At 54.1% G+C, this 24532-nt stretch carries 25 protein-coding genes; 5 read left to right on the top strand and 20 right to left on the bottom strand.

The window, feature by feature from the left end; all coding sequences use genetic code 11:
• Positions 1 to 120: 120 nt before the first annotated feature.
• The 8 genes from hpf to ABMV07_RS03505 form a co-directional block, all read right to left on the bottom strand.
• Positions 121 to 783, bottom strand: a complete 663-nt coding sequence (gene hpf, locus ABMV07_RS03540; RefSeq protein WP_088268129.1) for a ribosome hibernation-promoting factor, HPF/YfiA family — start codon at positions 781 to 783, stop codon at positions 121 to 123.
• A gap of 135 nt (positions 784 to 918) precedes the next feature.
• Positions 919 to 1521, bottom strand: a complete 603-nt coding sequence (locus ABMV07_RS03535; protein WP_197691834.1) for a ComF family protein — start codon at positions 1519 to 1521, stop codon at positions 919 to 921.
• A gap of 24 nt (positions 1522 to 1545) precedes the next feature.
• Positions 1546 to 3291: an MtrAB system accessory lipoprotein LpqB gene (gene lpqB / locus ABMV07_RS03530; RefSeq protein WP_374064868.1), complete on the bottom strand. Its 1746-nt coding sequence runs from the start codon at positions 3289 to 3291 to the stop codon at positions 1546 to 1548.
• A complete protein-coding gene (gene mtrB, locus ABMV07_RS03525) occupies positions 3284 to 4747 on the bottom strand; it encodes an MtrAB system histidine kinase MtrB (protein WP_234913973.1) in 1464 nt (487 codons plus the stop codon). The genes lpqB and mtrB overlap by 8 nt, the downstream gene beginning before the upstream one ends.
• Positions 4748 to 4864: 117 nt before the next feature.
• Positions 4865 to 5536 carry an MtrAB system response regulator MtrA gene (mtrA, locus tag ABMV07_RS03520; protein ID WP_088268126.1) on the bottom strand — a complete coding sequence of 224 codons (672 nt, stop codon included), beginning with the start codon at positions 5534 to 5536 and terminating at the stop codon, positions 4865 to 4867.
• Between the two features lie 77 nt (positions 5537 to 5613).
• Positions 5614 to 6231, bottom strand: a complete 618-nt coding sequence (locus tag ABMV07_RS03515) for a dTMP kinase (protein WP_088268125.1) — start codon at positions 6229 to 6231, stop codon at positions 5614 to 5616.
• Positions 6231 to 7667 (bottom strand): adenosylhomocysteinase, encoded by a 1437-nt coding sequence (ahcY, locus tag ABMV07_RS03510; protein WP_374064867.1) that lies wholly within the window; start codon positions 7665 to 7667, stop codon positions 6231 to 6233. Before ahcY ends, ABMV07_RS03515 begins: the two co-directional genes overlap by 1 nt.
• 103 nt (positions 7668 to 7770) lie before the next feature.
• Positions 7771 to 8124, bottom strand: a complete 354-nt coding sequence (locus ABMV07_RS03505) for a DUF4259 domain-containing protein (protein WP_088268123.1) — start codon at positions 8122 to 8124, stop codon at positions 7771 to 7773.
• Between the two features lie 604 nt (positions 8125 to 8728).
• Here ABMV07_RS03505 and ABMV07_RS03500 point away from each other — a divergent pair.
• Positions 8729 to 9322 carry a hypothetical protein gene (locus ABMV07_RS03500; RefSeq protein ID WP_088268171.1) on the top strand — a complete coding sequence of 198 codons (594 nt, stop codon included), beginning with the start codon at positions 8729 to 8731 and terminating at the stop codon, positions 9320 to 9322.
• A 25-nt stretch (positions 9323 to 9347) separates the two neighbouring features.
• Here ABMV07_RS03500 and manA read toward each other — a convergent pair whose 3' ends face one another.
• From manA to ABMV07_RS03480, 4 genes are all read right to left on the bottom strand, one after another.
• A complete protein-coding gene (gene manA / locus ABMV07_RS03495; protein ID WP_088268122.1) occupies positions 9348 to 10517 on the bottom strand; it encodes a mannose-6-phosphate isomerase, class I in 1170 nt (389 codons plus the stop codon).
• A gap of 40 nt (positions 10518 to 10557) precedes the next feature.
• The gene (locus ABMV07_RS03490) at positions 10558 to 11565 is read right to left on the bottom strand and encodes a hypothetical protein (protein WP_196977749.1); all 1008 of its coding nucleotides are present in this window, start codon (positions 11563 to 11565) and stop codon (positions 10558 to 10560) included.
• Between the two features lie 48 nt (positions 11566 to 11613).
• On the bottom strand, positions 11614 to 12990 hold the full coding sequence (locus ABMV07_RS03485) for a phosphomannomutase/phosphoglucomutase (protein ID WP_088268120.1): 1377 nt from the start codon (positions 12988 to 12990) through the stop codon (positions 11614 to 11616).
• Between the two features lie 97 nt (positions 12991 to 13087).
• Positions 13088 to 13501: a DUF3499 domain-containing protein gene (locus tag ABMV07_RS03480; protein ID WP_088268119.1), complete on the bottom strand. Its 414-nt coding sequence runs from the start codon at positions 13499 to 13501 to the stop codon at positions 13088 to 13090.
• 98 nt (positions 13502 to 13599) lie between these two features.
• Here ABMV07_RS03480 and ABMV07_RS03475 point away from each other — a divergent pair, with 98 nt between their 5' ends.
• Positions 13600 to 14055 carry a metallopeptidase family protein gene (locus ABMV07_RS03475; protein ID WP_088268169.1) on the top strand — a complete coding sequence of 152 codons (456 nt, stop codon included), beginning with the start codon at positions 13600 to 13602 and terminating at the stop codon, positions 14053 to 14055.
• A gap of 71 nt (positions 14056 to 14126) precedes the next feature.
• On the opposite strand, the gene ABMV07_RS03470 is transcribed toward ABMV07_RS03475, so the two are convergent.
• The 3 genes from ABMV07_RS03470 to ABMV07_RS03460 all read right to left on the bottom strand — a co-directional run bounded on the left by ABMV07_RS03470 (position 14127) and on the right by ABMV07_RS03460 (position 17006).
• Positions 14127 to 14426 carry a WhiB family transcriptional regulator gene (locus tag ABMV07_RS03470; RefSeq protein ID WP_004567085.1) on the bottom strand — a complete coding sequence of 100 codons (300 nt, stop codon included), beginning with the start codon at positions 14424 to 14426 and terminating at the stop codon, positions 14127 to 14129.
• Between the two features lie 447 nt (positions 14427 to 14873).
• Positions 14874 to 15962, bottom strand: coding sequence for a sugar phosphate nucleotidyltransferase (locus ABMV07_RS03465; RefSeq protein WP_196977747.1), 1089 nt, complete (start codon positions 15960 to 15962; stop codon positions 14874 to 14876).
• Between the two features lie 153 nt (positions 15963 to 16115).
• Positions 16116 to 17006 (bottom strand): glycosyltransferase family 2 protein, encoded by an 891-nt coding sequence (locus tag ABMV07_RS03460; RefSeq protein WP_088268117.1) that lies wholly within the window; start codon positions 17004 to 17006, stop codon positions 16116 to 16118.
• 167 nt (positions 17007 to 17173) lie between these two features.
• Here ABMV07_RS03460 and ABMV07_RS03455 point away from each other — a divergent pair, with 167 nt between their 5' ends.
• Entirely contained in the window at positions 17174 to 18742 is a 1569-nt protein-coding gene (locus ABMV07_RS03455; RefSeq protein WP_374064866.1) for an LCP family protein, read from the top strand.
• A gap of 11 nt (positions 18743 to 18753) precedes the next feature.
• Positions 18754 to 19416: a TIGR03089 family protein gene (locus ABMV07_RS03450; RefSeq protein WP_197688265.1), complete on the top strand. Its 663-nt coding sequence runs from the start codon at positions 18754 to 18756 to the stop codon at positions 19414 to 19416.
• Here the strand turns inward: ABMV07_RS03450 and ABMV07_RS03445 are convergent.
• Positions 19413 to 19670, bottom strand: a complete 258-nt coding sequence (locus ABMV07_RS03445; protein WP_088268114.1) for a HypC/HybG/HupF family hydrogenase formation chaperone — start codon at positions 19668 to 19670, stop codon at positions 19413 to 19415. The two genes, ABMV07_RS03450 and ABMV07_RS03445, sit on opposite strands and share 4 nt — an antisense overlap.
• A gap of 5 nt (positions 19671 to 19675) precedes the next feature.
• Positions 19676 to 20719 (bottom strand): nickel-dependent hydrogenase large subunit, encoded by a 1044-nt coding sequence (locus ABMV07_RS03440; protein ID WP_196977264.1) that lies wholly within the window; start codon positions 20717 to 20719, stop codon positions 19676 to 19678.
• Positions 20720 to 20745: 26 nt separating this feature from the next.
• Here ABMV07_RS03440 and ABMV07_RS03435 point away from each other — a divergent pair, with 26 nt between their 5' ends.
• Positions 20746 to 21111, top strand: a complete 366-nt coding sequence (locus tag ABMV07_RS03435) for a hydrogenase maturation nickel metallochaperone HypA (protein ID WP_088268112.1) — start codon at positions 20746 to 20748, stop codon at positions 21109 to 21111.
• Here ABMV07_RS03435 and ABMV07_RS03430 read toward each other — a convergent pair.
• From ABMV07_RS03430 to ABMV07_RS03420, 3 genes are read right to left on the bottom strand one after another with little or no spacing between them, the layout of a single operon-like run.
• Entirely contained in the window at positions 21108 to 21620 is a 513-nt protein-coding gene (locus ABMV07_RS03430; RefSeq protein WP_088268111.1) for a HyaD/HybD family hydrogenase maturation endopeptidase, read from the bottom strand. The two genes, ABMV07_RS03435 and ABMV07_RS03430, sit on opposite strands and share 4 nt — an antisense overlap.
• A gap of 10 nt (positions 21621 to 21630) precedes the next feature.
• Positions 21631 to 22785, bottom strand: a complete 1155-nt coding sequence (gene cybH, locus ABMV07_RS03425) for a Ni/Fe-hydrogenase, b-type cytochrome subunit (RefSeq protein ID WP_088268110.1) — start codon at positions 22783 to 22785, stop codon at positions 21631 to 21633.
• Positions 22782 to 24527 carry a nickel-dependent hydrogenase large subunit gene (locus ABMV07_RS03420; protein ID WP_088268109.1) on the bottom strand — a complete coding sequence of 582 codons (1746 nt, stop codon included), beginning with the start codon at positions 24525 to 24527 and terminating at the stop codon, positions 22782 to 22784. The genes cybH and ABMV07_RS03420 overlap by 4 nt, the downstream gene beginning before the upstream one ends.
• Between the last annotated feature and the right edge of the window lie 5 nt (positions 24528 to 24532).

The raw sequence follows: 24532 nt of genomic DNA, 5'->3' as shown, positions 1-24532 counted from the left end.
ACCTTATACCAAGAACCCAGATCACCGAGTGCCGGAGATCTGGGTTCTCAATTTAGGCTAGACTAACACAATGACGCTATCCGCAATAGCGCTATCGTGCGCTGACCTTCGTCAGAAGGCCTATCCTTCTTTAGCGAGAGAAATCAAGCCGTAGTCGAATGCTCGGCGGCGGTAAACCACCGATGGCTGGCCGGTTTCTTCATTAACGAAGAGGTAGAAATCGTGTCCCACGAGTTCCATCTCAGATAGAGCGTCATCCACGCTCATTGGAGTAGATGGGTGCTCCTTAGTACGAACGATCTGTCCTGGGATGACATCTTCTACTTTGTCGGCATAAGGATCGTGATCGTACTTGTTTTCCTCGCGAGCAACTTCTGCTTCCTTAACAAGCTCAGCTGCAGCCTCGCCAGTACCCAAAGGTGCACGGTGGCCGGACAAGGAGATGGAACGACGAGCCTTAACTTTACGCAGCGAACGCTCCATACGAGCCAGCGCAGTCTCAAGAGCAGCGTAGAAGCTGTCTTCCTTAGACTCGGCGCGGGCGATGTGACCCTTACCTGTAGCGGTGATCTGAATACGATCAGATTGCTCAGAGCGACGAGGGTTTGGCTCATGCTGCAACTCAACATGGAAGAAGTTCAGCGTTGGATCGAGACGGGAGATCTTTGCAAGCTTGGCATTCACCCGCTCTGCGAAGTGCTCAGGCACTTCTACGTTACGTCCGGTGATGGTCACCTTGACATCTGGGCTCAAGGTCTCGTTGCTTCCAGCAGGCGTGGTCATGATCACGTACCTTCCTGAGTCGGCCGCCACGGTTCTTAGTAAGTCGGATACTTACTTTCCGCTATCTGGCGGGGTTCAACTTCTACTGCCAACACTACATCTGGTCATAACCTTTTCGCTACCGGTTTCACCAACTTAAGAGCTAGCCCACCCCAAAGCACCCCTTACTTTCACTCCGGCACTGGTCAGCACCGCTACCGACTCTGCTATCGTTGCCCCCGTTGTCACCACATCGTCCACTAAAAGCACCGGACGATAGGGGCGCGACACAAGTTCCACCTTGCCCATCACGTTGCGTCGTCGCGCAGTTACATCAAGCCCCACAGAATCGCGCATCGTTTCTTTCTCCCATAACGCCTGTTCAGAGCAGTATCCGGTCTGTTTGCATACTGCATACACTGGATCTCCACCGCGTTTGCGCGCCGATGATCGCTTTGTAGGAGCAGGTACCAAAATCGCATCATGATCTAGCTCACCAGCTGCTATGAGATATTCCACAGCCGCTGCCACACTAGCTGAAATGAAGGGAATCAAGTCGCGGCGACCACGTTCTTTAAGATGAATGATCGATCGACGCCGTGACTGGCCGAATGCCCCCATGGACCACACGGGCACATGAGGATCAGCGGTAGTGGAAATACGTTGTGGGGGTGCCAGCCATTGCCGTTGGCACCGCTGACACCATCGCACACCAGATCGTCCACATCCCCCACACGAACGTGGTAATAACAATTCCATCATGTTCCCACCCCCTAGATGTTGCTACCGAGGCACGACCAAGACTGAACGGCTGCCTTCTAGGCCTTGGACTTCACGCCAATATGTAGTCGAGGTGTCAGAGTTGGGCAGCTCCAACGCTGCACGCGCATCTGAGATATACAACGTGGACTGCGAAGCAGCCACGTTCACCACAGGAGCAACAATGTTGCCTGCAGAAAGCTTAGAGCCCAAGGATCCGTCTTGGGCAACGATCCATACTGGTGCATCTGGTTTAGAGGTTCCGATGATCAAGGAGCCATTAGGCTGCCATGCGAGTGACTGAGCTACATTCGCCAGTGACGGAATAATTGCTTGCACATTGACAAGTTTTCGCTGACCAGGGTTGGGTCGCGCCACTGTAGCTGTGTACACGCTTCCGTCGACAATAAATGCGGCGCGGACACCACTTCGAGAAAGCTGCAATGCGGAAATATTTTTACCTAAAGAACCCAGCTCCGATGTATCCACAACGGTTTCTACGATGCCTTCATTTTCCGATGACCGCGACAGGCGCACGACTTGATCAGAATCCTTGACCACCCACAATGATGAGGAAGACAGCTCGAAACTCGGCGAAGTCAGCCTGCGAGCTTTCAGCACATCAACAAATTGTCCGCCGATAGGGCCAAGCATAAGCGTCGACATCTTTGCATCGCCTTCGCCTGCGGTACGCACAGCAGCTGCGGTGTCCGTTTTCGCTGACACCGCCATCGATTCGATGTTGTGGGTGCTGCCCAGCGTGCCCGTGGTAGGAGTTGCTAGCCCCTGATTAAGCTTTTTCACACCCGTGGAGTTGAAGGCATACAGGCCACTATCAACAGCTTGTTGAGGCAACGGATTGTATTCGGCGAAGTCGTCAACAGTTAGCTCTTCGGAGCCGTTAATCGGAGACTTCATCGTAGCCCCATCGAACTTGAAACGATAAGGACCTGGTACTTCGGCTAGGGCGAGCGTCCACACACTTTGCGCCGTTAGACGCTTGAGGCTGTCTTCATCCAACGAAGATAACCCAGTGAACTGATAGTAGTCATCGTGGTAGCCCGCATAGGCAGCACCCGAAGGCACCTCGTTGACAACTCCAGGAGCAAGGCTGTTCGACGGTCCCGTGAGGATAAGCGACAACAACGCACTTTCGTGGTTATCGTTGTGCCCCATTTTTTCTTGGAAAATCCAACGCCGATCCGCCACCAAAGTGGTGCCGGAGGTGTCAAAGAAATACACCTGCTTTTGGCGGTAATGGTTCCACAGCTCATTTCGCTGCACCACAATTTGATCCGGCAAGGTAGAAATTCGCCACTGGCCATCTACCTTTTCCAAGCCAATCGTTGTGGAATAACGCTCGTTGCGTGGACGATACTCGCCGCCCTCACCGATGGAACCAACGATGAGGCCGCGGACGTCGTAACGTCTATTTTTTGTGCTGCTATCCGCCGCCGAATTGATCTCGATATCATCAAGTACGAGAGTTTCCGGCGCTGGATTCCAGCTTTGCGATGCTCGATGCGTCAAATAGCGACGTGCCAACGAATAGCGTTGCTGTGGATTGTTATTTGCCTCGTAAAAATCACGAAGCAGCAAATCAGGCTCTTGGTCTTCTATCGGTCTTTGAGGCTCCTCCGACGCAGATGCCTCGAAGCTTCGTAACACCTGAGGTTCCGAGTTCGACGGCAACGACGTACATGCAGCGGTTGTTGCGGCATAACCCACAGCGATCAGTGCTATGAGATACCTCGAAACATGGTTACGCATCGGTGTCCTCCAACGGGGGCTCTGGGGCAGATAACTCAATAGGGGCTTCGGTAAATGATTGTTTAGGCACACGAGGCACCGTCAACAGGAACATAGTTCCAACCCTTGGGCGGCCCGCAGCACTGAGCTGGCCACCGTGCAAAATGGCGTCTTCTCGGGAAATCGCAAGGCCCAAACCGGTGCCTCCGGAGTGGCGGACTCGGGAAGGATCCGCTCGCCAAAAGCGATTAAATACTAGGTCTTCCTGACCAGGCTTCAGGCCCACCCCGTGGTCGATAACCGCGACGGATACAGCCTCGTCATTTTCACGGCACAGCAAAGTGACTGGTTTGCCCTCAGAATGGTCAATTGCGTTGGCCAAAAGATTACGAAGGATTCGCTCAATACGACGGGAATCGCCCTTGATTTCTACCGGGTTTTCAGGGACATCAATGATGATGTCTACACCGAGTTCCTGGGCAAGATGGTCTACTTGCTGATGCACTGAAGAAATACAAATTCGGATATCGAGGGTTGTTTCGGCAAGATCAGCCACACCGGCATCGTGGCGTGAGATCTCCAGCAGGTCCGCCAACAATGCCTCAAAGCGATCAAGTTCACGCACCATCAACTCCGAGGCTCGTCGAGTGCCAGGAGAAAGGTCATCGGCTTCGTCCACAATGAGATCAGCAGCCATACGTACCGTTGTCAACGGTGTACGCAGCTCATGTGAGACATCCGACGTGAACTGTTTTTGCAGGTTGCCGTATTCTTCCAGCTGATGAATCTGCCGCGACAAAGACTCCGCCATCGAGTTAAAGCTCATCGCTAGTCGTGCCATCTCATCTTCACCCGTAACCACCATGCGTTCGCGCAGATGACCCGAACTGAAACGCTCGGCAATACGCGAAGCCGAACGTACAGGAGTGATCACCTGCTGTGTGAGCAACCATGTAATTCCCACGAGGAGTACAACAAGGGCTACCGCTGCACCGGAAAATAGGCCGCGCAACAGTGCAAGAGTTGCCTCATCCGATTCCATCGACAACACCAAATACACCTCGGTGTTGGGAATATCAGAAGCCGTGGGACTGCCAATGATGAGGGCTTTGTATGTGCTACCATCAACACGGTCAATAGTGGCAAATTGATACGAGACTTGTCCTTGGTCGACAAAGCTACGCAATCGTTCAGGAATACGGTAGCCATCAGGAGAGGTAACAGTGGAGCCATCGGGGTTAGACACCACAAGAACAGGCTCATAGGCAGCCGTATCGTCCGCACTTGTTGCCCTACTGGTCAGTACAGCACGCGCAGAATTGAGTCGAACTTGCACGCTGCTCGATGAACCTGTTAATTCAATCTGTTGTTCGACTGAAGCACGGGCTCGATCGATTTCGGAACTGGCAACATCCAGTTTGGTGTTAACCAATCGCTGGGTAACAAAACTGACCAGCACAAATGCCAGCACCATCATCACCACGAGTGAAGCGGCAAAAATGGAACCTAGAACCTTAAATTGCAACGAGGTACGCCACAGTTCTGCAATGCGATGACGTACCCGAGAAACACCCCGATAAATAGCGAGCTACTCCTACCCTGTCTTATACCCCACTCCGCGCACTGTTAACACGATGTGCGGGTTTTCTGGGTCTTTCTCGATCTTTGAGCGCAGTCGCTGCACATGGACATTAACCAGTCTCGTGTCTGAGGCATTGCGGTAGCCCCAAACTTTTTGCAGAAGTTCCTCACGTGTGAACACCTGTCCTGGTTTGCTTGCAAGCTCAAGCAGCAAATCAAACTCTAAAGGAGTGAGCTGAATTTCCTCATCTCCTCGAGTGACTTCGTGGCCTAGGACGTCGATCGTAAGATCCCCGATCTCAATGGTTTCGGATGGAGAGTCCTCTGTACGACGCAAACGTGCACGTAGTCGGGCGATGAGTTCTTTCGGCTTAAACGGCTTGTTGATGTAGTCATCTGCACCTGATTCCAAGCCAAGGACTACGTCCACGGTGTCGGTTTTCGCCGTGAGCATGACGATAGGAACTGCCGATTCCTGCCGGATTACCCTACAAATGTCGATGCCGTTCATACCAGGAAGCATCAAATCGAGTAGTACAAGATCAGGCGATTCTGCTCTAAAGGCATCAACTGCTACTGCCCCATCAGTGACCGCGACCGGCTCAAATCCCTCGGCCTCCAGCACGATGGTCAGCATCTCTGAAATCGCAGGATCATCGTCGACAACCAAAATTTTCGGTGCCATACCGTCCGCGGTCCTTTCCATGTAAGCGGCTCACATGCGAGCCCAATAGGTGTCTTAGCACTTCATCGTAGTCTCAGTTATGCACTGAGCGCTTGAATAATTCGTTGTGCCACCGTTTCCGGTGACTCATCTGGGTGTACTAGCAGCCATGGAGACATCCATTTTTGCTGTGCCAGCGACTCATACGCTTGGAAGGTTCGTTCCTGTAGACCAGCGTCTTCCTCATAGCGGTCTAGCTTGCGAGATGCGTCGGCAGCCTCGCGGCGTTGCGCCCGCTGCGCGGCTAATTCCGGAGAGGTATGCAGCAAAATATGAATATCGGGTACAGGTAAGCCCAATTCCTCAAATTCGAGTTCTTGAACCCACTGCACCATGGCATCATTTCGAGTTCGCGCAGCTGAATAAGCAGCGTTAGAGGCCACATAGCGATCCAACAGCACTACTTTCGACGTCCCCACATAGTGCCCCAGCACCGCCTTCGCGTCGTAACGGTCCAGCGCAAATAGCGTAGCCATCGCGTAGGAAGAATCAGTCAGATCTCCCATCGAGCCATATAAGGCACGCTGGGCCAGCTTGGCATGAATGGACTGCTCGTAGCGCGGGAAACCGATCACATCGGCATCGAAACGCTCCTTGAGGGCGCTGACCAAAGTATTTTTGCCAGCGCCATCAATACCCTCAATCGCGATGATCATTAGTAGCGGTAGTGCTCCGGCTTGTAAGGACCAGCAACATCGACTCCGATGTATTCGGCTTGTTCCTTTGTCAGCTCGGTGATCGTGCCACCCAATGCCTCAACATGGATACGCGCTACCTTCTCGTCTAAAATCTTTGGCAGACGGTATACCTCGTTGACGTATCGGCCATCGTTTTGGAACAACTCAATCTGCGCAATGGTCTGATCGGCAAAGGAGGTAGACATCACAAAGCTAGGGTGACCGGTTGCATTGCCCAAATTCAGAAGGCGACCTTCAGACAACACCACAATGGACTTGCCGTTAGGTAATGTGAACTCGTCAACCTGTGGCTTGATGGTCACACGCGAAACATCATCGCGGTGCAGCAACGAGGCCATATCGATCTCATTGTCAAAGTGACCGATGTTGCCCAACACTGCGTGATCTTTCATAGCAAGCATCTGCTCAAAGGAGATGATGCCCATGTTGCCAGTGGCAGTAATCACGATGTCGGCATCGCCAATAGCTTGATCAACATGGACCACTGGGAAACCATCCATCAAAGCCTGCAACGCATTGATCGGATCAGCTTCGGTGACCTTTACGCGTGCACCCTGGCCAGCCATGGCTTCTGCACAGCCCTTGCCCACATCGCCATAGCCACAGATCAGCACGTTCTTTCCGCCCATCAGCATATCGGTGGCGCGGTTGATTCCGTCGATAAGCGAATGCCGAGTGCCGTACTTGTTGTCAAACTTGGACTTAGTCACTGCATCGTTGACGTTCATTGCGGGGAACGGCAAAACGCCTTCTTCTGCAAAATGGTAGAGACGGTGAACACCAGTGGTGGTTTCCTCCGTCACACCCTTGACGGACTCGGCAATTGCGGTCCATTTACCAGGCTGCTCTGCCAATGTCTTGCGCAACATGCCAAGGAATGCTTGGTACTCATCCGAGTCGCCTTCTTCGACTGGAGGAACCACGCCAGCTTCCTCGAACTGCTTACCGCGGATCACGGCCATGGTGGCATCGCCACCATCATCCAAGATCATATTAGGAAGCTCATCACCCCAGCTAAAGATCTTATCCACGCAATCCCAGTACTCTTCGAGCGTTTGGCCCTTCCACGCAAACACCGGAACACCTTGAGGTTCTTCAGGGGTGCCATGTGGACCGACGACAACAGCTGCGGCAGCCTCGTCCTGAGTTGAGAAAATATTGCAGGAAGCCCAACGTACCTGAGCACCCAAAGCAACAAGAGTTTCGATAAGCACTGCGGTCTGAACCGTCATATGGATCGAACCGGTGATCCGAGCGCCCGCCAATGGCTGCTCTTGCTTGTATTCCTCACGCAACTGCATAAGGCCAGGCATTTCATACTCGGCTAGACGAATCTGGTGGCGGCCAGCCTCAGCCAAGCTGAGGTCTTTCACGTTGTAATCAAAAGCAGCCATCGTGGCTATTCTCTCCTCGGGGAAATTGCGACAAAAGGGAGTGCAGAAACAAATCGAATCCAGCTTACAGGTAGCACGTGACACCCAAACTGGAAAAATAAAATTAGCTCAGTGCCTCGGTGAATGCCTCGAGGTCATGCTCGGTTTCCACCGTGTCGAGCAAGGAAGCTGCAACTTCATAGAGCTCCTCGTCACCTTCGCCGATATTGGCGCGGATGAATGGGTGCTCGTTGACTGCGTCGGCATCAGTAAATGGTGCACCAGCCCAGATAGCAACAATGGTGGCTGCTGCGAGGCCGTTTTGGCGCTCGTCTTCCGAAACTTTGCCTTCTCCAACGGCAAGAACGCATGCGTCGCGGATAGCCTCGACAACTTCATCCGTGTCCAAATCATTGAGTTCGTCGAGAAAATCAGCGTTGACTTCTTCTAACAAAATCTCGGTTTCCCATGCAGACATGGTGTAGATACCTTTCCAAAAGTCTCAGACGTATTCGTCGTTCCATGCTCAACGCATAATCTGCGGCTTCAAAACCAGACGAACACGATGAAAATTGCAATGTTTTCCTATGGGGACAAGTTATACCCATAAAGACTAATGCGCGTTCCTTGCACACCCAACTGTGCAAGGAACGTTCTTGCCGTCGGGAACACATAGGCGCTCTTCCTCATAAAAAATTTTTATGATAGCGTGATTTTTGTTATCAAAATGTGACGCAGTAGTCACTGTGACGCATCCGAGCATCCACGACGTCTATCTAGCAGCCATGCGCCCCTGCTGACTCGCGTGAGGAGAACCAGTGATCATGCCCAACACCCGACGCTTTGCCATTTTCATCGCCTCGGGAGTCTCCGCCGCGGTTTTTATTGGCGTCGCAGTGTGGAAATTCGGAAGCACCGACAATCTAGCCAGCAAAAATGAATCCGCTGCTGGTCCTGCTGTCGTGGCAACCACCTCGGCCTCTGACATTCCAGTTTCTCATAGCACCAGCAATAACAAACCGGTTACTTCTTCACCATCTATGCCAGACGTCTCCAGCCAAGACTCTCTCCCCCACCGTGCAATGGCGCAACCTAGTGCAGCCACCGGCATGAATTCACAAAAGTGGGAAGAAGATATTGCAAAGCAGTTACGCAACAATGAGCTGCCACACACAGCAAAAACGCGACGCCTTCCTACCTACGATGCAGACCAGCCAGCAACAACCACACGCACAACAGCCCAAGCGACACCGGAAAACGCTACGCCAAGTGATCCTGCGGCACCTTCAACACCTCGCAACGAAGGACCAGTGCCTACCCCAGATCACACCGATGAACCATCGGCACCGAACAGCACACCGCAGGCCCCTCCAGCTCAACCGCAGCTCTTGGATCAACTTCCTCACATTGAGTTACCAAAGGTGATTCCTGCGCCTCCTGCACCCCCTACCCCACCAGCTGCTCCTGCACCGCAGGCTGATACTCCTACTTCTATCATGGAGGAAGCAACTGTTCCGCTAATACCGCAGCTTCATTTGTCCAGCGGAACGTCTCGTGAAAATCGCAGCGCAGAAGAAACATCTGTCACACAAACTGCAGATCCGCACGACCACAATGCAGAACCTAGCCCTGCCCTGTCTGCTAACGCACACCCCGCGGCCCCCTCTGCGCAGTAATAGCGCAGCTCAGAGCCTACTGAGGTTATACGGAGGCGACGAAAAGCTCTCCTGATCCAGTGACTTCAACTGCTGGGTCGTTAGCAGAAATCCACAGTGCTTGGGTGGGCGCTAGCACAACATCATTAATAGCTAGCTCACCGGAAGTGCACACGGCAATCATCGGACCATCGTGCTCAAGGCGCGCATTATGCTCTGCCTCAGAATCGATGTGTAAACGCTGAAGCGCAAACTCATTGATAGGAACCTCGTAGCGTCCCGCCACAGACCGCACAATGGGATCTTCGAGAGATTCAAAACGAAGCACTCGAACTAACTCGGGAACATCCACATACTTTGGGGTAAGGCCGCCACGCAGCACGTTATCCGAATTTGCCATGATCTCTACGCCCAAACCTTTGACATAAGCATGCAGGTTACCGGCACTGAGGTAAATGGCCTCTCCTGGCTGGAGCACCACATAGTTGAGTAATAACGCCCCCAAAACTCCGATGTCATTGGGGTAGCGATCATTAAGCTGAACTACATTGCGAGCCGCTATCTGGATCCACTCTGGACTCGTAGTGCTCAGCTCGTCGATAGCCTCAATAATGGCGGCAATCAGCTGCTGGCGGCTTGCTACGGGGATCGTGATCCATGTGGTAAACAGCGCACGAAGGTTTTCGCCTTCATGTTCTGGAGAAGAATCGAGCATTCCTACGTAGCGGTTGAGTTCCACGCACTGCAGTGCTTGGAAAAGCTCGCGAGTTTTATCCAATGGTCGGAAACCTGCCATCGCATGGAACTCAGTAAGTGCTACCAAAAGCTCTGGCTTATGGTTGTCATCCTTGTAGTTTCGGTTACTGGCACCAAGCGCAATGCCGAGATCATTTTCGCGGCTAAATCCTTCTTCTGCCTGCTGCTTTGATGGGTGCGCCTGCAAGGATAGCGGTTGATCCGCGGCGAGAAGTTTAAGCAGGAATGGAAGCCGGTTACCGTGCTCGGTGACCACACGGTGCCCTAATTGCGTCGTAGGGGCTTGCTCAATGACGTCAGCAAGAGTCCGCTCACTATCAATCACAGAGGGACCACTTGGATGAGCCCCGTACCAGAGTTCTGCGATGGGCCTCGAGTCGGCCACATCTCCCCGAAGCTGTTGAATTAGCGTTCGAGAGCCCCAAGCATAGGCTTGAGTTGCTGGTGCTAGTAGCTGCATCGTAGTTGTTCCTCCACAACAAGTATCCCCCGAGAAGTTTTTATGCATCTGCGGCACCAAAAAATGCCGTCGCTGCATAGCCTCGAATCAGCATCCTGATGACGGCATCACGCTCATGCGTGGTATCCTCCGATGCTTGGCTTCGTGCCCACTCCACCGTCTCCGAGCTTAACCACAGCACGGTATGCAGCGGTAACTCGGCGTGAGATGATGGTGCGGCATCAAACTCGGGATCATAAAAAATATTTTGTTCTTTAGGTTCTAAACGCGGCAGAGCCACTTCTAGTTCCTGTGCTTCTATGCTTGCCGACGCCCTTCCGAACGCCGCCCACAAAGCCGACATGGTATCAGCCAGAGACGCTGCAACTAAACCTCGACCGCTATGAATCACACGGCCTGACAAAAGTGCCAGTTGACGGGCAGGATTTACTAATTGATCCCGCTCCGGTGAGCATTCTTGCAGCTCACGGTCTGCGTGATCGGCGCTCACGTGTAACTCAGCACTGACATCTCCCGCTGCCTGCACGGTATGATCAAGGCAACGTAAAACCGCAGTGGCAACCGCAAAAACGCGAGCAGGGCTTGGCCCTTGTGCGAGCGGTAACGCCGGTATCCCTATCGCAGCTACGTCCTCGGCATCAGCCGCTATGTGCCCATGAGGCGCGCAGGCCACCACCACGTGGCAGCTACGACGTGCCGCAGTCACGATACTTTGCGAAAGACCATCATGATCTGCACGCTCACTGATTGCCACCACGACGTCTAGGGAACCAGCAAAACGCGGTAGTTGATCGCTAATGTGTACGGGACATCCCATAGGCTCTTCAACTGCGAGCGCTAATCGAGCCGCAGCTCTACCCCAGTGCTCGGGACATAAGATGATGACGCTTCGTGGCTGCAACATACACAGTTGTTGAGCTTGCTCAGATTCGCACCACTGCGCTACGGCACGTATCTGTGCGCCTTCATGCGCAATGTCATAGAAAGCAACGGCTAGTGGGTCATATGCCCCACTAGCCGTTGGTGTAGTCCACGAAGAAGTATGCATCAGTGGCCATTATAGGCTTCGCCACTGTGATGCTTCTTCTCCCAAAGATTATGCGCGAATGATAGCGAGAATCTCTTCGACGAGCGCTGCCACTTCTTGGTCGGTTTCAGCCTCAACGTTGAGTCGCAGCAGTGGTTCGGTGTTCGATGCACGAACGTTAAACCAAGCCTTGGTGTCCTTGAGCTCAACAGTGACACCGTCGAGGCGATCAACGCTTTCGATACGATCAGCAAAGGCATCTAGTACTGCTTGGGTACGCTCTGCCTGTGCTTCAGTGCTTGCCAGCCTAGAGTTGATCTCTCCGGATGCTTGGTAACGGTTGTACTGACGCATGAGCTCCGAAAGCGGCTTATCTTGGCCACCAAGAGCCGCCAAAACGTGCATGGCAGCAAGGATTCCGGAGTCAGCGTTGAAAAACTCCGAGAAGTAGTAGTGCGCGGAATGCTCGCCACCGAATACTGCGGAGTGCTCAGCCATTTGGGCTTTGATAAAGGAGTGTCCCACGCGAGTACGTACGGCGCTACCACCGTTTTCTGCGATGATTTCCGGCACAGACTTCGATGTAATCAGGTTGTGGATTACTGTTGCACTTGGGTGCTGTGCCAAATAGCGCTCAGCGACGATGGCACAAATGGCCGAAGGGCTGACCGGCTGGCCAAGCTCATCGACAACAAAGCAGCGATCCGCATCTCCGTCGAATGCTAGACCGATGTCAGCACCGACCTCAGGGGTGAACTTTTGCAGATCCACCAAGTTCTTCGGGTCTAGTGGGTTGGCCTCATGGTTAGGGAACGTGCCGTCGAGTTCAAAGTAGAGCGGTTTAATCTCAAGTGGCAGACCCGCAAATACTTCAGGAACGGTGTGGCCACCCATGCCATTGGCGGCGTCAACAGCCACAACCAGCGGACGGATGTTGGACAAATCGACCAAGTTGCGCAGGAATGCTGCGTAATCAGCCAAGGTGTCTCGATGTGAGATTTCGCCTTGTGAACCATCAAATGCTGGGATGCCGTCGACAAGCATGTCGATGATCTGCGCCAACCCAGTTTCTTGTCCCACGGGACGGGCACCACTGCGGCACATCTTGATGCCGTTGTACTCGGCAGGGTTGTGACTCGCCGTGAACATCGCGCCAGGGCAATCAAGCTCGCCCGAGGCGCAGTACAGCTGGTCGGTAGAGGTAAGCCCCAGTTGGATGACATTGACACCCTGAGATACCACACCGCGAGCAAAGGCGTCGGCAAGCTCTGGTGAAGATGGCCGCATGTCATGACCGATGGCAACCTTAGCTGCGCCTTCACCACGCATCAGCGCACCAAATGCTGCGCCAACCTCTGCAATGAAGTCGCCGTCGATGTCTACGCCGACGACGCCGCGGACGTCGTATGCCTTAATCACCTTCGTTACCGATTCACGGGTACGCATGAAAGAAAATCCCACCTTTCAGGGATGCACAAAAGTATTCACAGGGATTCTACCCCCTAGTACGGATACAAGTCCGCCTGTGATCCGGCTTTATGCCCTAATCGCTATCGTCATCGTCTTCAGGCTCCGGCACAACGCTCAGATGCGCACGCCGCCCACGCTGACGCTTCACACGATTAATCGGGTGGTTACCGCCAATATCTTCCGGAACAGGGGTATCTACCCGAATGGGATCAACCAAACCAGAAGCGTGTGTTCCAGCTTCTCGCACAGCTTCTGCCAACGCGGTGAGATCCGACTCATCATCAAACGTGAGATCCTCATGAACTAACTCCCAGCCCAGAGGTGCTGTGGTTCGCGCTGCATGCGCCTCACACAGATCCCAACTATGGGGATCATCATTAGGCGACAAGGGACCAACCACCGCCGTTGATCGCGCGTACGCGTATGTCAGAGTAGCCACCGCGGGCTTACCGCAACCGGGACGAGAACAACGACGGATATGATTCACGGTGATTAAGTCTAGACTGCAACTTGAGGTTTAGGTAGTAACGCGGGCCTCGGCGCGCTATCGCCACCATCAACCCGCAACGCATTATCCTGATGCCCATGACTCAGCGACTACATAGGGATCGACATGATCGCGGAGTACGCGGCCCGCTTTTTTCCAGCGCACTGCCACGTTACCGCTCCAGACGGCAGCGTTTCGACGCCACCGTCCTTGAGGCATACGCGCCCCTGCAACAACGCTACGCCGCACAATTAACCCACCTTGATATTGCCGTCGATACCGTTCCGCGCATGCGCCTTGGCTTTGATCCCGCACTCCTACCCGATGAAGTCGTAGCCGACGGCCCCGTCCCCTTAGGGCGCGTTATACCAGCGGGCGTAGATTCTTCAGGCCGCCCCACCCGTGCCCGCCTCGTTCTCTTCCGCATGGCTATCGAGCAACGGGTGGTCAGTGCACAAGAGCGCCGTGATCTCGTCACCACCGTCTTAACTGCCCTAGTGGCCAATTACCTTAATATCTCACCAACAGATATTGACCCGAATTTCCAGTGGTAGCCATCAGCAAAACCCTCTGCCATATATCTCGTAGCAGAGGGTTTGATGCTGCATGCTCTCAGAGCTAAGCGCTACCCAATCTCACGCTTTAGTCGACGACGCTCACGCTCGGAAAGACCTCCCCAAATACCGAAGCGCTCATCGTGCTCCAATGCGTATTCAAGGCATTCATCCCTTACCGCACAGGCTTGGCAGATACGTTTTGCCTCACGAGTCGATCCGCCCTTTTCAGGAAAGAATGCCTCTGGGTCAGTTTGCGCACAAAGCGCTTGTTCTTGCCATTCCTGCTCAACCGCACCAAAGAGCTCATCAATGGATAGGTCAAGGGCTGCGCGAGTCCGAGGCGCGGCGTTACTGGCCATATCTTCCACGCCACACTCCTCTCCTCGTTATGTCCAGTATTTACAGGCTCCCATAAACCCCGATGCATAGGTTGGGAGCGATTCCGCCTACACAAGGCGAATTACATAACTGAGATTCAACACGCCAACACAAGATAACGTCAACCTGAACGTGTAATTCCGATCGGAAAAATCTCATTTTCGCAGGTTGTTAACTTCATGAGTCACATCAGTAACATTGCCACCATCATAGGGGTATACGGCGGGGGTACTACATATAGTGGTGCCCCTAAAAATACTTCGCTAGTCGGCTCATTATCGGCGTGTCGCATAAAAGTGTTTGAACACAAACGTGCTAGCACTCAGCAGCTACTAAGAAATCGCTTCAGCCAGCCTCCATAAAATGCGAAAACTCCCACCACAACAAGGGGTCTACCCTGCCGTGGTGGGAGCCTATGCACTAGGCATTACTGCAGCTTAGGCATCCGAACTAAAACGGATACCAGCAGTTGGAATCACAACTCCCGGCCACACACGCATGCCGTCGCGAAGCTCACAACGCGCACCGATCTGCGCACCTTCACCAATCACGCAGCCGGTAATACGAGCATTGGCACCAATACGAGCACCATGTCCAATAATCGAATCTTCAATCACAGCACCCGGCTCGATGGTCACACCATCAAACACCACAGTGTCATCCAAGCGACAGCCCGCACCGACTTCCGTGCCGCGACCAATCACGGTACCGCCCAAAAGCAACGCACCATCGCTAACACCAGCGGATTCGTCGACAAGGCACTCCCCCGTCTTGCCTTCCAGCAACGGCGACGGTGCAATACCACGAACCAAATCTGACGAACCACGCACGAAATCAGAAGGAGTGCCCATGTCGCGCCAATATGCATTGTCTACATAACCGAACACGCGGCGCCCCTCCTCCAGCAAGCGTGGGAAAGTCTCGCGCTCCACAGACACCACTCGATCTGCAGGAATCTCACCGATCAGCTCACGACGGAACACATAGCAACCAGCATTAATCTGGTCCGTTGGCGGATCCTCGGTCTTTTCCAAGAAAGCAGAAACTCGTCCCTCAGCATCAGTGGGCACACAACCAAACGCACGAGGATCTGGAACTCGTACTAAATGCATGGTCAAATCAGCGTTTTTGGCATGGTGAGCATCAAGGATTCCACCAAGATCAGTGCCACCAAGAACATCGCCGTTAAACACCATCACGGTGTTAGCACGAAGCTTGTCATACACGTTCCGAATGCCGCCACCGGTACCCAATGGCTTATCCTCCGCCACGTACTCAATCTCCAAGCCGAGATCAGCACCATCACCGAAGTAGTCCTCAAACACCTCCGCCTTAAACGACGTACCCAGCACCACATGTGTGATACCGGCAGCCTTGATACGCGCAAGCAAATGCGAAAGGAACGGCACACCTGCCGTAGGCAGCATGGGCTTTGGAGTCGACACAGTCAGCGGACGCAACCTAGTGCCCTTACCTCCAACAAGGATCACAGCATCTGTGTCACTGCGCAGTGTTGTTTCAGTCATTAGTTTCGAGTGCCTTTACTTATCGGTGTAGAGGGATTATCCCCATCGCATAAACACAACAATTGCTTTGCACCAACGTTATGCCGTAGCCGAGGGCCCTTACTTCAAGGTAAATAGTGTAACAATCCTAGAAATGTAAGTTAATTATTGAACTCATTTGAACTTCGCAGCCGCCACCGCAACTACCGCGCGAAGCTTCAAACCTACTCGCAGCAGCACACGTAACGGCAGGTAACGAAGCCCCGGATGGCGATCAGCTTGGAAACGATACGCCGAATCGTGATGCGCAAGAAGCATCTTCTCTGGGTGCTTACCAGCCGCGTGCCCAACAGCATGCGTAATAACCGCATCGGGACAAAAGACGTTATCAAAACCCGCACGGCCAAATCGATCACCAAGATCCACATCCTCCATATACATGAAGTAGCGTTCATCAAAGCCACCGATCTGCTCGAAAGCATCCCAGCGCACTAGCAAACACGATCCCGACAACCAGCCAGCCGTACGCTCAGTAGTCATGTCTCGGTTATCACGATATGCCCGCGACCACGGGTTAGAAGGCCACACCGAGCTAAACAACGCATGTCCCACGCCATTTTTGATGGTGGGTACCTGGCGCGCTGATGGATACGCCGAGCCATCAGATTGGCGAATATACGGCCCAATATCCGCTGCTTGCGGATGACGAGAAGCACATTGCACCATGGCGTCGATAGAACCTGGTTCAAAAACCACATCGGGATTAGATAACACGAAAAATTCCGCATTGATCTTTCCAGATTCCCTCAGCGGCGCAAGCTTGCGCACAGCCGCATTAATTGCCGAACCGTATCCAATATTTCCGCCCGTGGGGAAAAATTCCACTGAAGGATCTGCCTGCGCAGCCGCCTCTGGCACACCATCTACTGAGCCGTTATCCGCCAACACAACATAAGTGGGCTGTGCAGTCGCCTCTTTTACAGAGGACAAAAACGCGCCCAGGTGTTCACCAGGCGAGTATGTCACAGTAATGATTGCCAAAGCTGGTTCAGTGGAATTAATCACGGCAATCAGCCTAGCGGTGTACGCCCATCAGATAGGGAATGCCACGCGGTGTAAACCCATCACGGTGTGGCTGGGACACGAGGATAAAGAAAAAGTTACTGATTTAAAGGTATCTCCCCTAAACTTTGAGCAGATCGTGAACTTGATTTTCTTCGGAGCACCACACAATGTCAGATAATTTTCGCCGTAACCGTGCGATCCAAGCACCACCACCAGCAGGCCCAACCACGGCACAGGCAGGACCAAAATCTGTCAAAGTGCTGCTGTCCTTATTATCTGCCTTAGTGCTGATTGTCTCGGCAGCTGGTTATTTCACCGTCGGACGAATCGGCAATACGGTCGCTTCTGCCGGCAACCTCGTACTCGGCGGAGATAAAGGCATGAAAGAAGCTGCCGACGGCGCCACCGACATCCTGCTCGTTGGCTCCGACTCGCGTACGGATGCCCAGGGTAATCCGCTCACTCCGGAAGAAATCGAGTTGTTGCACGCAGGCGACGAGGAAAACGACAACACCGACACCCTCATGGTTATTCGCGTGCCTAACGACGGCTCCTCCGCCACCGCGATCTCAATTCCTCGTGACACCTATGTGCATGATGAAAACGAGGGCAACCTCAAGATCAATGGTGTCTACCGCGCCTACAAAAACCGCAAAGCTTCCGAACTAGTCAATAGTGGGGAAAGCGATCAAAAGCATGTAGAAGAACAAGCAAAGGAAGCTGGACGCAAGGCTCTAATCTCTAGCATCTCCGATCTCACTGGTGTCACCGTTGACCATTACGCAGAAGTAGGCCTCCTCGGGTTCGTGCTGCTCACCAATGCTGTTGGTGGCGTCGACGTTTGCCTTAACAACGACGTTTTCGACGAATTCTCTGGTGCAGACTTCAAAGCCGGCCAACAAACCCTACGCGACGGTCAAGCTCTCGCATTCGTTCGCCAACGCCACGGTCTACCACGCGGTGACCTTGATCGTATTGTTCGCCAGCAAGCATTTATGGCATCGCTTGTAGCCAAAGTTCTTTCTTCAGGCACACTGACCAACCCATCCAAGCTCTCCGATCTGGGTGAGGCAGTATCTCGCTCCGTGGTAATCGATAAAAACTGGGACGTAATAAGTTTTGCCAACCAACTCCAAAACTTGGCCGGTGGCAACGTTAAATTCAACACCATCCCCGTGACATCCATTGATGGCGTAGGCGATTATGGCGAATCCGTGGTCACCGTGGATAAAAACCAAGTCCACCAATTCTTCGATCGCCTCCTCAACGGCAACAACGGCGAAGAAGCCCCAACCTCGGATAGCGAAGCACCGGCAGAAACCCCCCACACGTCCACCACTATCGACGTGCTCAATGCCACCAGCACCACCGGTCTTGCTTCGCAAGTAGCAGGCCATCTCTCCGCAAAGCACTACACCATCGGCAACACCGGCAATGCATTAGAAGGCATGTACCACGAAAGCCAAATTGTTGCCGCCGACCCCGAGAATGAAGCAGTCAAGGCTATTGCCGCCGAACTCGGAGGCCTACCTATTACCCAGCGCAGTGACCTAGATGCCGATTCCGTCGTCGTTGTTATCGCATCCGATTACTCTGGCCCAACCGGCGATGGCGCAGAATCGTCTGAATCTTCTTCTAGTAGCACCACCGTTGGCAAGCCTGGTAGCGACGAAGGCGAAGCAATTGTCTCCCCTGAAATCGACGCCGGTGGACAAGGACCTCGCTGCGTGAACTAGCATGAACAGGCATGGAGTTACTAGCAACCATCCTTGCCACTGAGCCCGCCGCCCCACGTGTCACCATGTACAACGAAGACACTGGGGCGCGTCTTGATTTCTCCGGAATCACCCTCGACAACTGGGCCGCAAAAGTAGCCAACATGCTCCGCGAAGAGTCAGGACTCGACGCAGGATCCACCATTTGCATCGACCTGCCACCAAGCTGGCAATCCATTGCAATCGCACTTGGGGCACTCGCCGCAGGCATCACCCCACACTTTGGTGCCACGAGCGATCATCCAGAATCCGAAGCACTATTTGTAACGCCAGATCACACAGTCAGTGGAGACGTCGATACGTATCTTGTCACCGACGACCCCTTCGGCCGCGGCGTAGAAGAATGCGGCACAACACTGCCCGACGGAGCTATCGACTTCGCCCCCACCGTGCGATTCTACGGCGACCAATTCTTCGAACCCACCCCGCGCATCCAAGACCTCACCGCCACCAACCCACTCCAGCCCAACACCCGACTCATCAGCCGCGGCTGGACCGACCTCGACGGCTTCACCCACGCAGTTATCAACCCCCTCGCCGCCGGCGGCTCCGCAGTCATCGTCGCAGGCACCCCCACCCCCGAGCGTATCGACGCCGTCTGCGCCGCCGAAAAAGTCAGCGCACGAAACCTCTAACGCGGCTCCCGTGGGGCAAGCTGAACCTGCTGCACCAAATTGAATTCGGCGATCGTATCCAACGACTCCTGAGCTGACTTCTCATCCAACACCTCCATGGCGTAGCCATTCTGCAGCAGCACAAACTGCCCCACCTGCACCTCCGGCACATACATCACCGAACATGGCCGCTGATCACCAGCCATATCCACCACCGCCATCGGCAATGGGCCATCAAGAATCTCAACAACACACGCTGGAATACCAAGACACATCTGATCTAGTTACCTTTCTCAATCACAACGCCCATATGCCCCTCCGGAGCCGAACTACACGGCAAACATGGATTCGCCGTCCTAATCGAATTCTCCACGCTCAGTTCTACTCTTCTATCCGAATCCTGTTGCAACGACGCCTCCAACATCGACGCCAACCACGCCTCATTTTGAGCAGTCGGAGTCAAAATCTGACAATCCGTCAACACACCATCTTCATTAGCGACGTAACGATGCACCAGCAATCCCCGTGGACCTTCAACCGCACCGACTCCAATTCCGGAAAGAATCGTCGATTCTTTCCGGAATTCTCCTTCGCACAACCGCGGATCGGCGATGATGCGTCGAATTTCAGCCAGTGACCACGGTTCCATGGCTTCTCCGTGAGCGTAGGGGCCTACGCGATAAGGATGACCATGGACCAGTGGTCGAGGCGCAGGATCGCCAGGGCGTGATTCTGCTACATGGTCAGCCCAGGTTTGCAGATCAAAGGTGATGTGTTCTTCGCCAGAACGAGCGGTGACATGATCGCCGAGGGGGTCGAGGGCTCCATGACTGGTGAGCATCATGTCGAAACCGTCATAAGGGACTGGTTCAATTGACTCCTCGTAATTTTCCGGTAGGCGCAGCTCTGCGATTGCCTGTGGATCTGGAAGTGCACGCACACCACCGGGGATCGCAACGTCGGGGAAATGACCAGGTGAACCCGCAGCAGCCATCACTGCCTTGCCAAGGCGCTTGATGTCCATATTGCGGGATGCATAAAGAATCGATCCGTGGTGAAGCAGCAACCGAACAAGTTGTGCGGATTCGGGAACTTCTACGCCACAGAGGGCGTCGAGTGCGCGTATCCCCGCGAGGTGATGTGCGACTGGGCATAGTCCGCAGAGTCGTTTGACGATGTCTGGTACTTCAGCAACGTTACGGCCGACGAGCATGGGGTCGAGACGCGGCAAGCCAGAAAGATCAAAGTATGCACCCGAATCGGTGTACACTACCTTGGCTTCGAAAGGATCAACGAATTGATCCAAGCGCAGTGTTGTACTCACTGGTTATAGCTCCTCATAATGGTTATATGCATGAACTTGGACTGTTATCTGGTGTAGTGTCTGCGACGGAATCGTCGATTCCTTCCGGAAAGAATCGTCGAATCCTTCGAATAGCACTGCGCGTTGGGGCGCGGTCAGGGGCAATTCCGGAGGCATTGGAGGGTGCGTGGCCGATCGCTTCGAGCGGCAGTGTATGCGATGGTGCTGAGCTTCTCATTGATTTTATTCCTGCGACGGTGTGGTGTCCGCAGTGTGATGGTGAGGTAGAAATCGATGAGTTTTTTGCGTTGTGTTGTCCGGTGTGTGGAACCCCGACGGCTGATTTGCGGTCGGGGCGGGAGTTTGAGATTGCTTGGGTGGATATTGAAGATCCCAAGGACGAAGAACCTTAATTCGCGTGGGTGGCTTCGAGATGTTGCCATTCTGCGATGACATCTCGGGCCGCGGCGGTGGCGGGTTCGATAGCGTCTGTTACTGTTTGGCTGAGGCCTACGTGAAGGTCGCAGTGCTCGACGACGATTCCTATCACTGCTATTTCGTTGGGTTCGCGCCCTAAGAGTCGGGCTGCAGAGAGTAAATCGAGAAGTCCGACTTGGTGTGGGGATAGTCGTGAGCTCAGCAGACGTGGGATCTGGTCGCCGTGGAGGCGAACAACATCGCCTGGCGCGCCTGGCCCTGTGACGGCGTCGAGAAGCAGAAGTTTGTCTGCGTCTTGGACGATGGGCAGCAGTTCCATGCCGGATGTGCCGCCGTCGATGTAGTTGGGGGCTGCGGGGTCGGATGTGGATAGTCGCGGAACCCAATCAAGGTCGTTGGTGATGCCTTGGAGACGGCGCAAAACTGCGAGGCCTGCGCCGTCGTCACCCATGACGGGGTTTCCTACTCCGAGTACTGTGATCACGCTGTGCTCGTTATCCGATCTCTGGGGCGTCGACTGGGCGCGCACCTCGACGCATCCAGACGGCACCGTTGAACATGGAGGACACGCCTCCGTGGCGTTCGAGGGCGTCGGCACGCACGGCTAGGTAGACGTGAATGATCACGAACGCCCAGATGATGTACATGATCACGGCGTGGATCAGACGAATCACGGGGATTCCCCACCAGTGCGCTGGGTAAGACATCATGATCCAGAACCAGTTGGTTTGGTTGGCAAGGCCGTAGAGGGTCATGCCGGTGACCATTTGTGCCAAACACAGCACGTAGATGCCGGTGTAGGACAGCTGCTGGAGTGGATTGTGAGCCAAAAATAGCGGGCCATGGCGTTTGATAAACGCGTAGTACTGGATGATGCCCAGCAGGTTTTTAAAGTCCTGCTTGTTATTCAGCGGCCAGAAGGCTCGCCAGCGCATTTGTCGGTCTTTTGAAGTAAAGGCTAGCACCACGCGGGAAAGTCCTAGGGCGATCCAAAGGAATCCTGCAACAAAGTGGATGAGACGAATCCATCCCATCATGTAGCCCACGTCGCCGCCGGTGGGGCGATAGTAGGGGTTCATGATGTAGTAGCCGGTGAGTGTCATCGCAATGATGAGGAACATGTTGGCCCAGTGTTGGAAGCGCAGCATGCCAGACCAGACGTTGACGCGCACCCATTCGCTTCGGCCACTGTGCTGGCGAATTTCGTCGTCATCTTCTACGCCAACGGCGACGAACCCTTCCATATGGAATGTGCCATCTGCTTCTTTGGTTGCAATGCCGAGGCAGCGTCGGCCGCTTTTGGTCAGCACATCAGCGTTGCGCTCTAGGAGTGTTTTTTCCTCACGGGTGGCGTGAGCTTTGCTCATCACGGTGGCGAGGTCGCCACGCATGATGGTTACGGGGCGGTCTTCACCGGCCATGCGAAAGTTGTCCACTCGAGCAAGTGAGTACTTGCGTTGTGGGGTCGCTGGCTCATATGCCGATGCCTGTGGCAGATCAATGTCGGGGCGATTGACTGCTAGCGAGTTGGCTAGGGCGTGGTCGATGGGGTCTTCAGTATGCTCAGGTGCCGCAGCGGCCAAGGCGAGAAGTCGCCCGGGGCTTAGTTTGCGCACACTGTAGGACTGTGCGACGTGGATGAGTTTCATGACGTCATCACCTGGAATTCTTCGTGTCCCTCCACATCGAGCACATGGACTGCGCAGGACATGCATGGGTCGAAGGAGTGGATTGTGCGAAGCGGTTCCAAAGGTTGCTTTGGATCAAGCAGTGGGTGTCCGCCGCCGGCGAGTGATTCCTCATAAGGACCCATGTTGCCTTGTGGGTCACGGCCACCGGCAAGCCACGTGGTAGGAACAACCGCCTGGTAGCGGGTTACTTTTTGGTCTTCGATGGTGACGTAGTGTCCGAGGCAGCCACGAGCAACTTCCATCAGTCCGAAACCATCAGAGGCTTCTTTAGGCCACGTATCTGGCTCCCACTTAGAGGAATCGAAGACTTCGTAGTCGCCGCCAACGATTCCTTGGACGAAGGCTGGTAGCAGATCTACTGCCATGTGATCGGCAGTGGTGATTGCTTCGACGGCACGCGCCAAGGTTCGTCCCGCGGTGGAGTTGAGATCCTTGAGTTGAACATCCACGCTGCGCAGGGCGTCGTCGACAAGCTTGCGCGTGTGTGCGTGGCCTTGGATGTAGGCGCTGAGCACGCGGGCAACAGGGCCTACTTGGGTGGGGCGGCCGTCGTAACGCGGTGCTTTAGACCAGGTGTACTTGTCGCCATCTGCAAGCCAAGTGTATGGCGGCTGAGGACCGGTGTAGTTGACGGTTGTTTCACCTACGAGTGGATGCAAGCCGGCGTCGTCGCCTTCTTCGTAGCTGTACCACGCTGAGGAGATGTACTCGCGGATCTTGTCGTGATCAAGCGGATGGATCTTGCTGTAGTCGCCGTCGAGGATCACGCCCGGTTTGATATCGCGGTTGCTGTGAGAACGTGGTGCTCCTACTACCCCACCTGCGTAGCGTGTACCTGCCATGCCGATGGCTAGGAAATTTGGCGAAGATGCACCGATCTTGAAGTAGTCCTTGTAGGCACCCATGATGGCGACAGCATCTGGGTAGTAGCATTCCTTGACAAATTCTTGGATCTCATCGGTCCAGTCTTTGATTTGATCAAGTTGTACTTGGTTAAACGTCTCGGACTTATTGGGATCAATGTTGCAGGCCATGCCGCCCACGAGGAAGTTCGGGTGCGGGTTCTTGCCGCCAAAGATGGTGGTGATACGAATGATCGAGCGCTGGAATTCTAGGGCGTCGAGGTAGTGTGACACCGCCATCAAGTTGGCTTCTGCAGGAAGACGGTAGTCGGGGTGATCCCAGTAACCACCGGTGAAGATGGAAAGCTGACCGGAATCGAGGATTCCTTGGATGGTCTTTTTCACCTTGGCAAATTGCGACTCGGTGTTGCCTTTCCACTTCGAGCCGATCTTGTTGGCAAACTCGACGGCTTTCTTGGGATCGGCTTCTGCAGCGGATACCACGTTGACCCAGTCCAGGGCGTGTAGGTGGTAGAAGTGCACCACGTGGTCGTGGATTTCTTGTGCGCCGAGCAAAATGTCGCGGATTAGTTCTGCTTGCTTGGGCACTTGTGAACCAATGGCGTCTTCAACAGCCATAACGGAAGCGACCGAGTGGGTGGAGGTGCACACGCCGCAGATACGGCCAACGAATGCCCATACGTCGCGGGGGTCGCGCCCCTTCACGATTGTTTCGATGCCACGGAATTGGGTGGTTTCGCTCCACGCATTGGTGATGTTTTTGCCATCGCGTTCTAGCTCGATACGCAGGTGGCCTTCGATTCGGGTGAGTGGATCAATAACTACGCGCTCAGCCATGTGCT

The sequence above is a fragment of the Corynebacterium belfantii genome, assembly GCF_041898185.1.
GTDB lineage: Bacteria > Actinomycetota > Actinomycetes > Mycobacteriales > Mycobacteriaceae > Corynebacterium > Corynebacterium belfantii.
The sequence above is the reverse complement of the archived record's forward strand: the minus strand, read 5'-3'. Positions and strand labels throughout refer to the sequence as shown.

What these genes read in the sequence shown, in the direction of transcription:
- mtrB (WP_234913973.1), bottom strand. Translation starts at nt 4,747, where the DNA reads ATGATGGTGCTGGCATTTGTGCTGGTCAGTTTTGTTACCCAGCGATTG.
- ABMV07_RS03535 (WP_197691834.1), bottom strand. Translation starts at nt 1,521, where the DNA reads ATGGAATTGTTATTACCACGTTCGTGTGGGGGATGTGGACGATCTGGT.
- ABMV07_RS03445 (WP_088268114.1), bottom strand. Translation starts at nt 19,670, where the DNA reads ATGTGTCTTGGTATTCCAGCGTGTGTTGTTGAGATTCTTGATGGCCCA.
- ABMV07_RS03485 (WP_088268120.1), bottom strand. Translation starts at nt 12,990, where the DNA reads ATGCGTACCCGTGAATCGGTAACGAAGGTGATTAAGGCATACGACGTC.
- ABMV07_RS03490 (WP_196977749.1), bottom strand. Translation starts at nt 11,565, where the DNA reads ATGCATACTTCTTCGTGGACTACACCAACGGCTAGTGGGGCATATGAC.
- ahcY (WP_374064867.1), bottom strand. Translation starts at nt 7,667, where the DNA reads ATGGCTGCTTTTGATTACAACGTGAAAGACCTCAGCTTGGCTGAGGCT.
- ABMV07_RS03420 (WP_088268109.1), bottom strand. Translation starts at nt 24,527, where the DNA reads ATGGCTGAGCGCGTAGTTATTGATCCACTCACCCGAATCGAAGGCCAC.
- hpf (WP_088268129.1), bottom strand. Translation starts at nt 783, where the DNA reads ATGACCACGCCTGCTGGAAGCAACGAGACCTTGAGCCCAGATGTCAAG.
- ABMV07_RS03515 (WP_088268125.1), bottom strand. Translation starts at nt 6,231, where the DNA reads ATGATCATCGCGATTGAGGGTATTGATGGCGCTGGCAAAAATACTTTG.
- ABMV07_RS03455 (WP_374064866.1), top strand. Translation starts at nt 17,174, where the DNA reads ATGTCAGATAATTTTCGCCGTAACCGTGCGATCCAAGCACCACCACCA.
- ABMV07_RS03450 (WP_197688265.1), top strand. Translation starts at nt 18,754, where the DNA reads ATGGAGTTACTAGCAACCATCCTTGCCACTGAGCCCGCCGCCCCACGT.
- ABMV07_RS03465 (WP_196977747.1), bottom strand. Translation starts at nt 15,962, where the DNA reads ATGACTGAAACAACACTGCGCAGTGACACAGATGCTGTGATCCTTGTT.
- manA (WP_088268122.1), bottom strand. Translation starts at nt 10,517, where the DNA reads ATGCAGCTACTAGCACCAGCAACTCAAGCCTATGCTTGGGGCTCTCGA.
- ABMV07_RS03505 (WP_088268123.1), bottom strand. Translation starts at nt 8,124, where the DNA reads ATGTCTGCATGGGAAACCGAGATTTTGTTAGAAGAAGTCAACGCTGAT.
- ABMV07_RS03475 (WP_088268169.1), top strand. Translation starts at nt 13,600, where the DNA reads ATGACTCAGCGACTACATAGGGATCGACATGATCGCGGAGTACGCGGC.
- mtrA (WP_088268126.1), bottom strand. Translation starts at nt 5,536, where the DNA reads ATGGCACCGAAAATTTTGGTTGTCGACGATGATCCTGCGATTTCAGAG.
- cybH (WP_088268110.1), bottom strand. Translation starts at nt 22,785, where the DNA reads ATGAAACTCATCCACGTCGCACAGTCCTACAGTGTGCGCAAACTAAGC.
- ABMV07_RS03500 (WP_088268171.1), top strand. Translation starts at nt 8,729, where the DNA reads ATGGCGCAACCTAGTGCAGCCACCGGCATGAATTCACAAAAGTGGGAA.
- ABMV07_RS03435 (WP_088268112.1), top strand. Translation starts at nt 20,746, where the DNA reads ATGCATGAACTTGGACTGTTATCTGGTGTAGTGTCTGCGACGGAATCG.
- lpqB (WP_374064868.1), bottom strand. Translation starts at nt 3,291, where the DNA reads ATGCGTAACCATGTTTCGAGGTATCTCATAGCACTGATCGCTGTGGGT.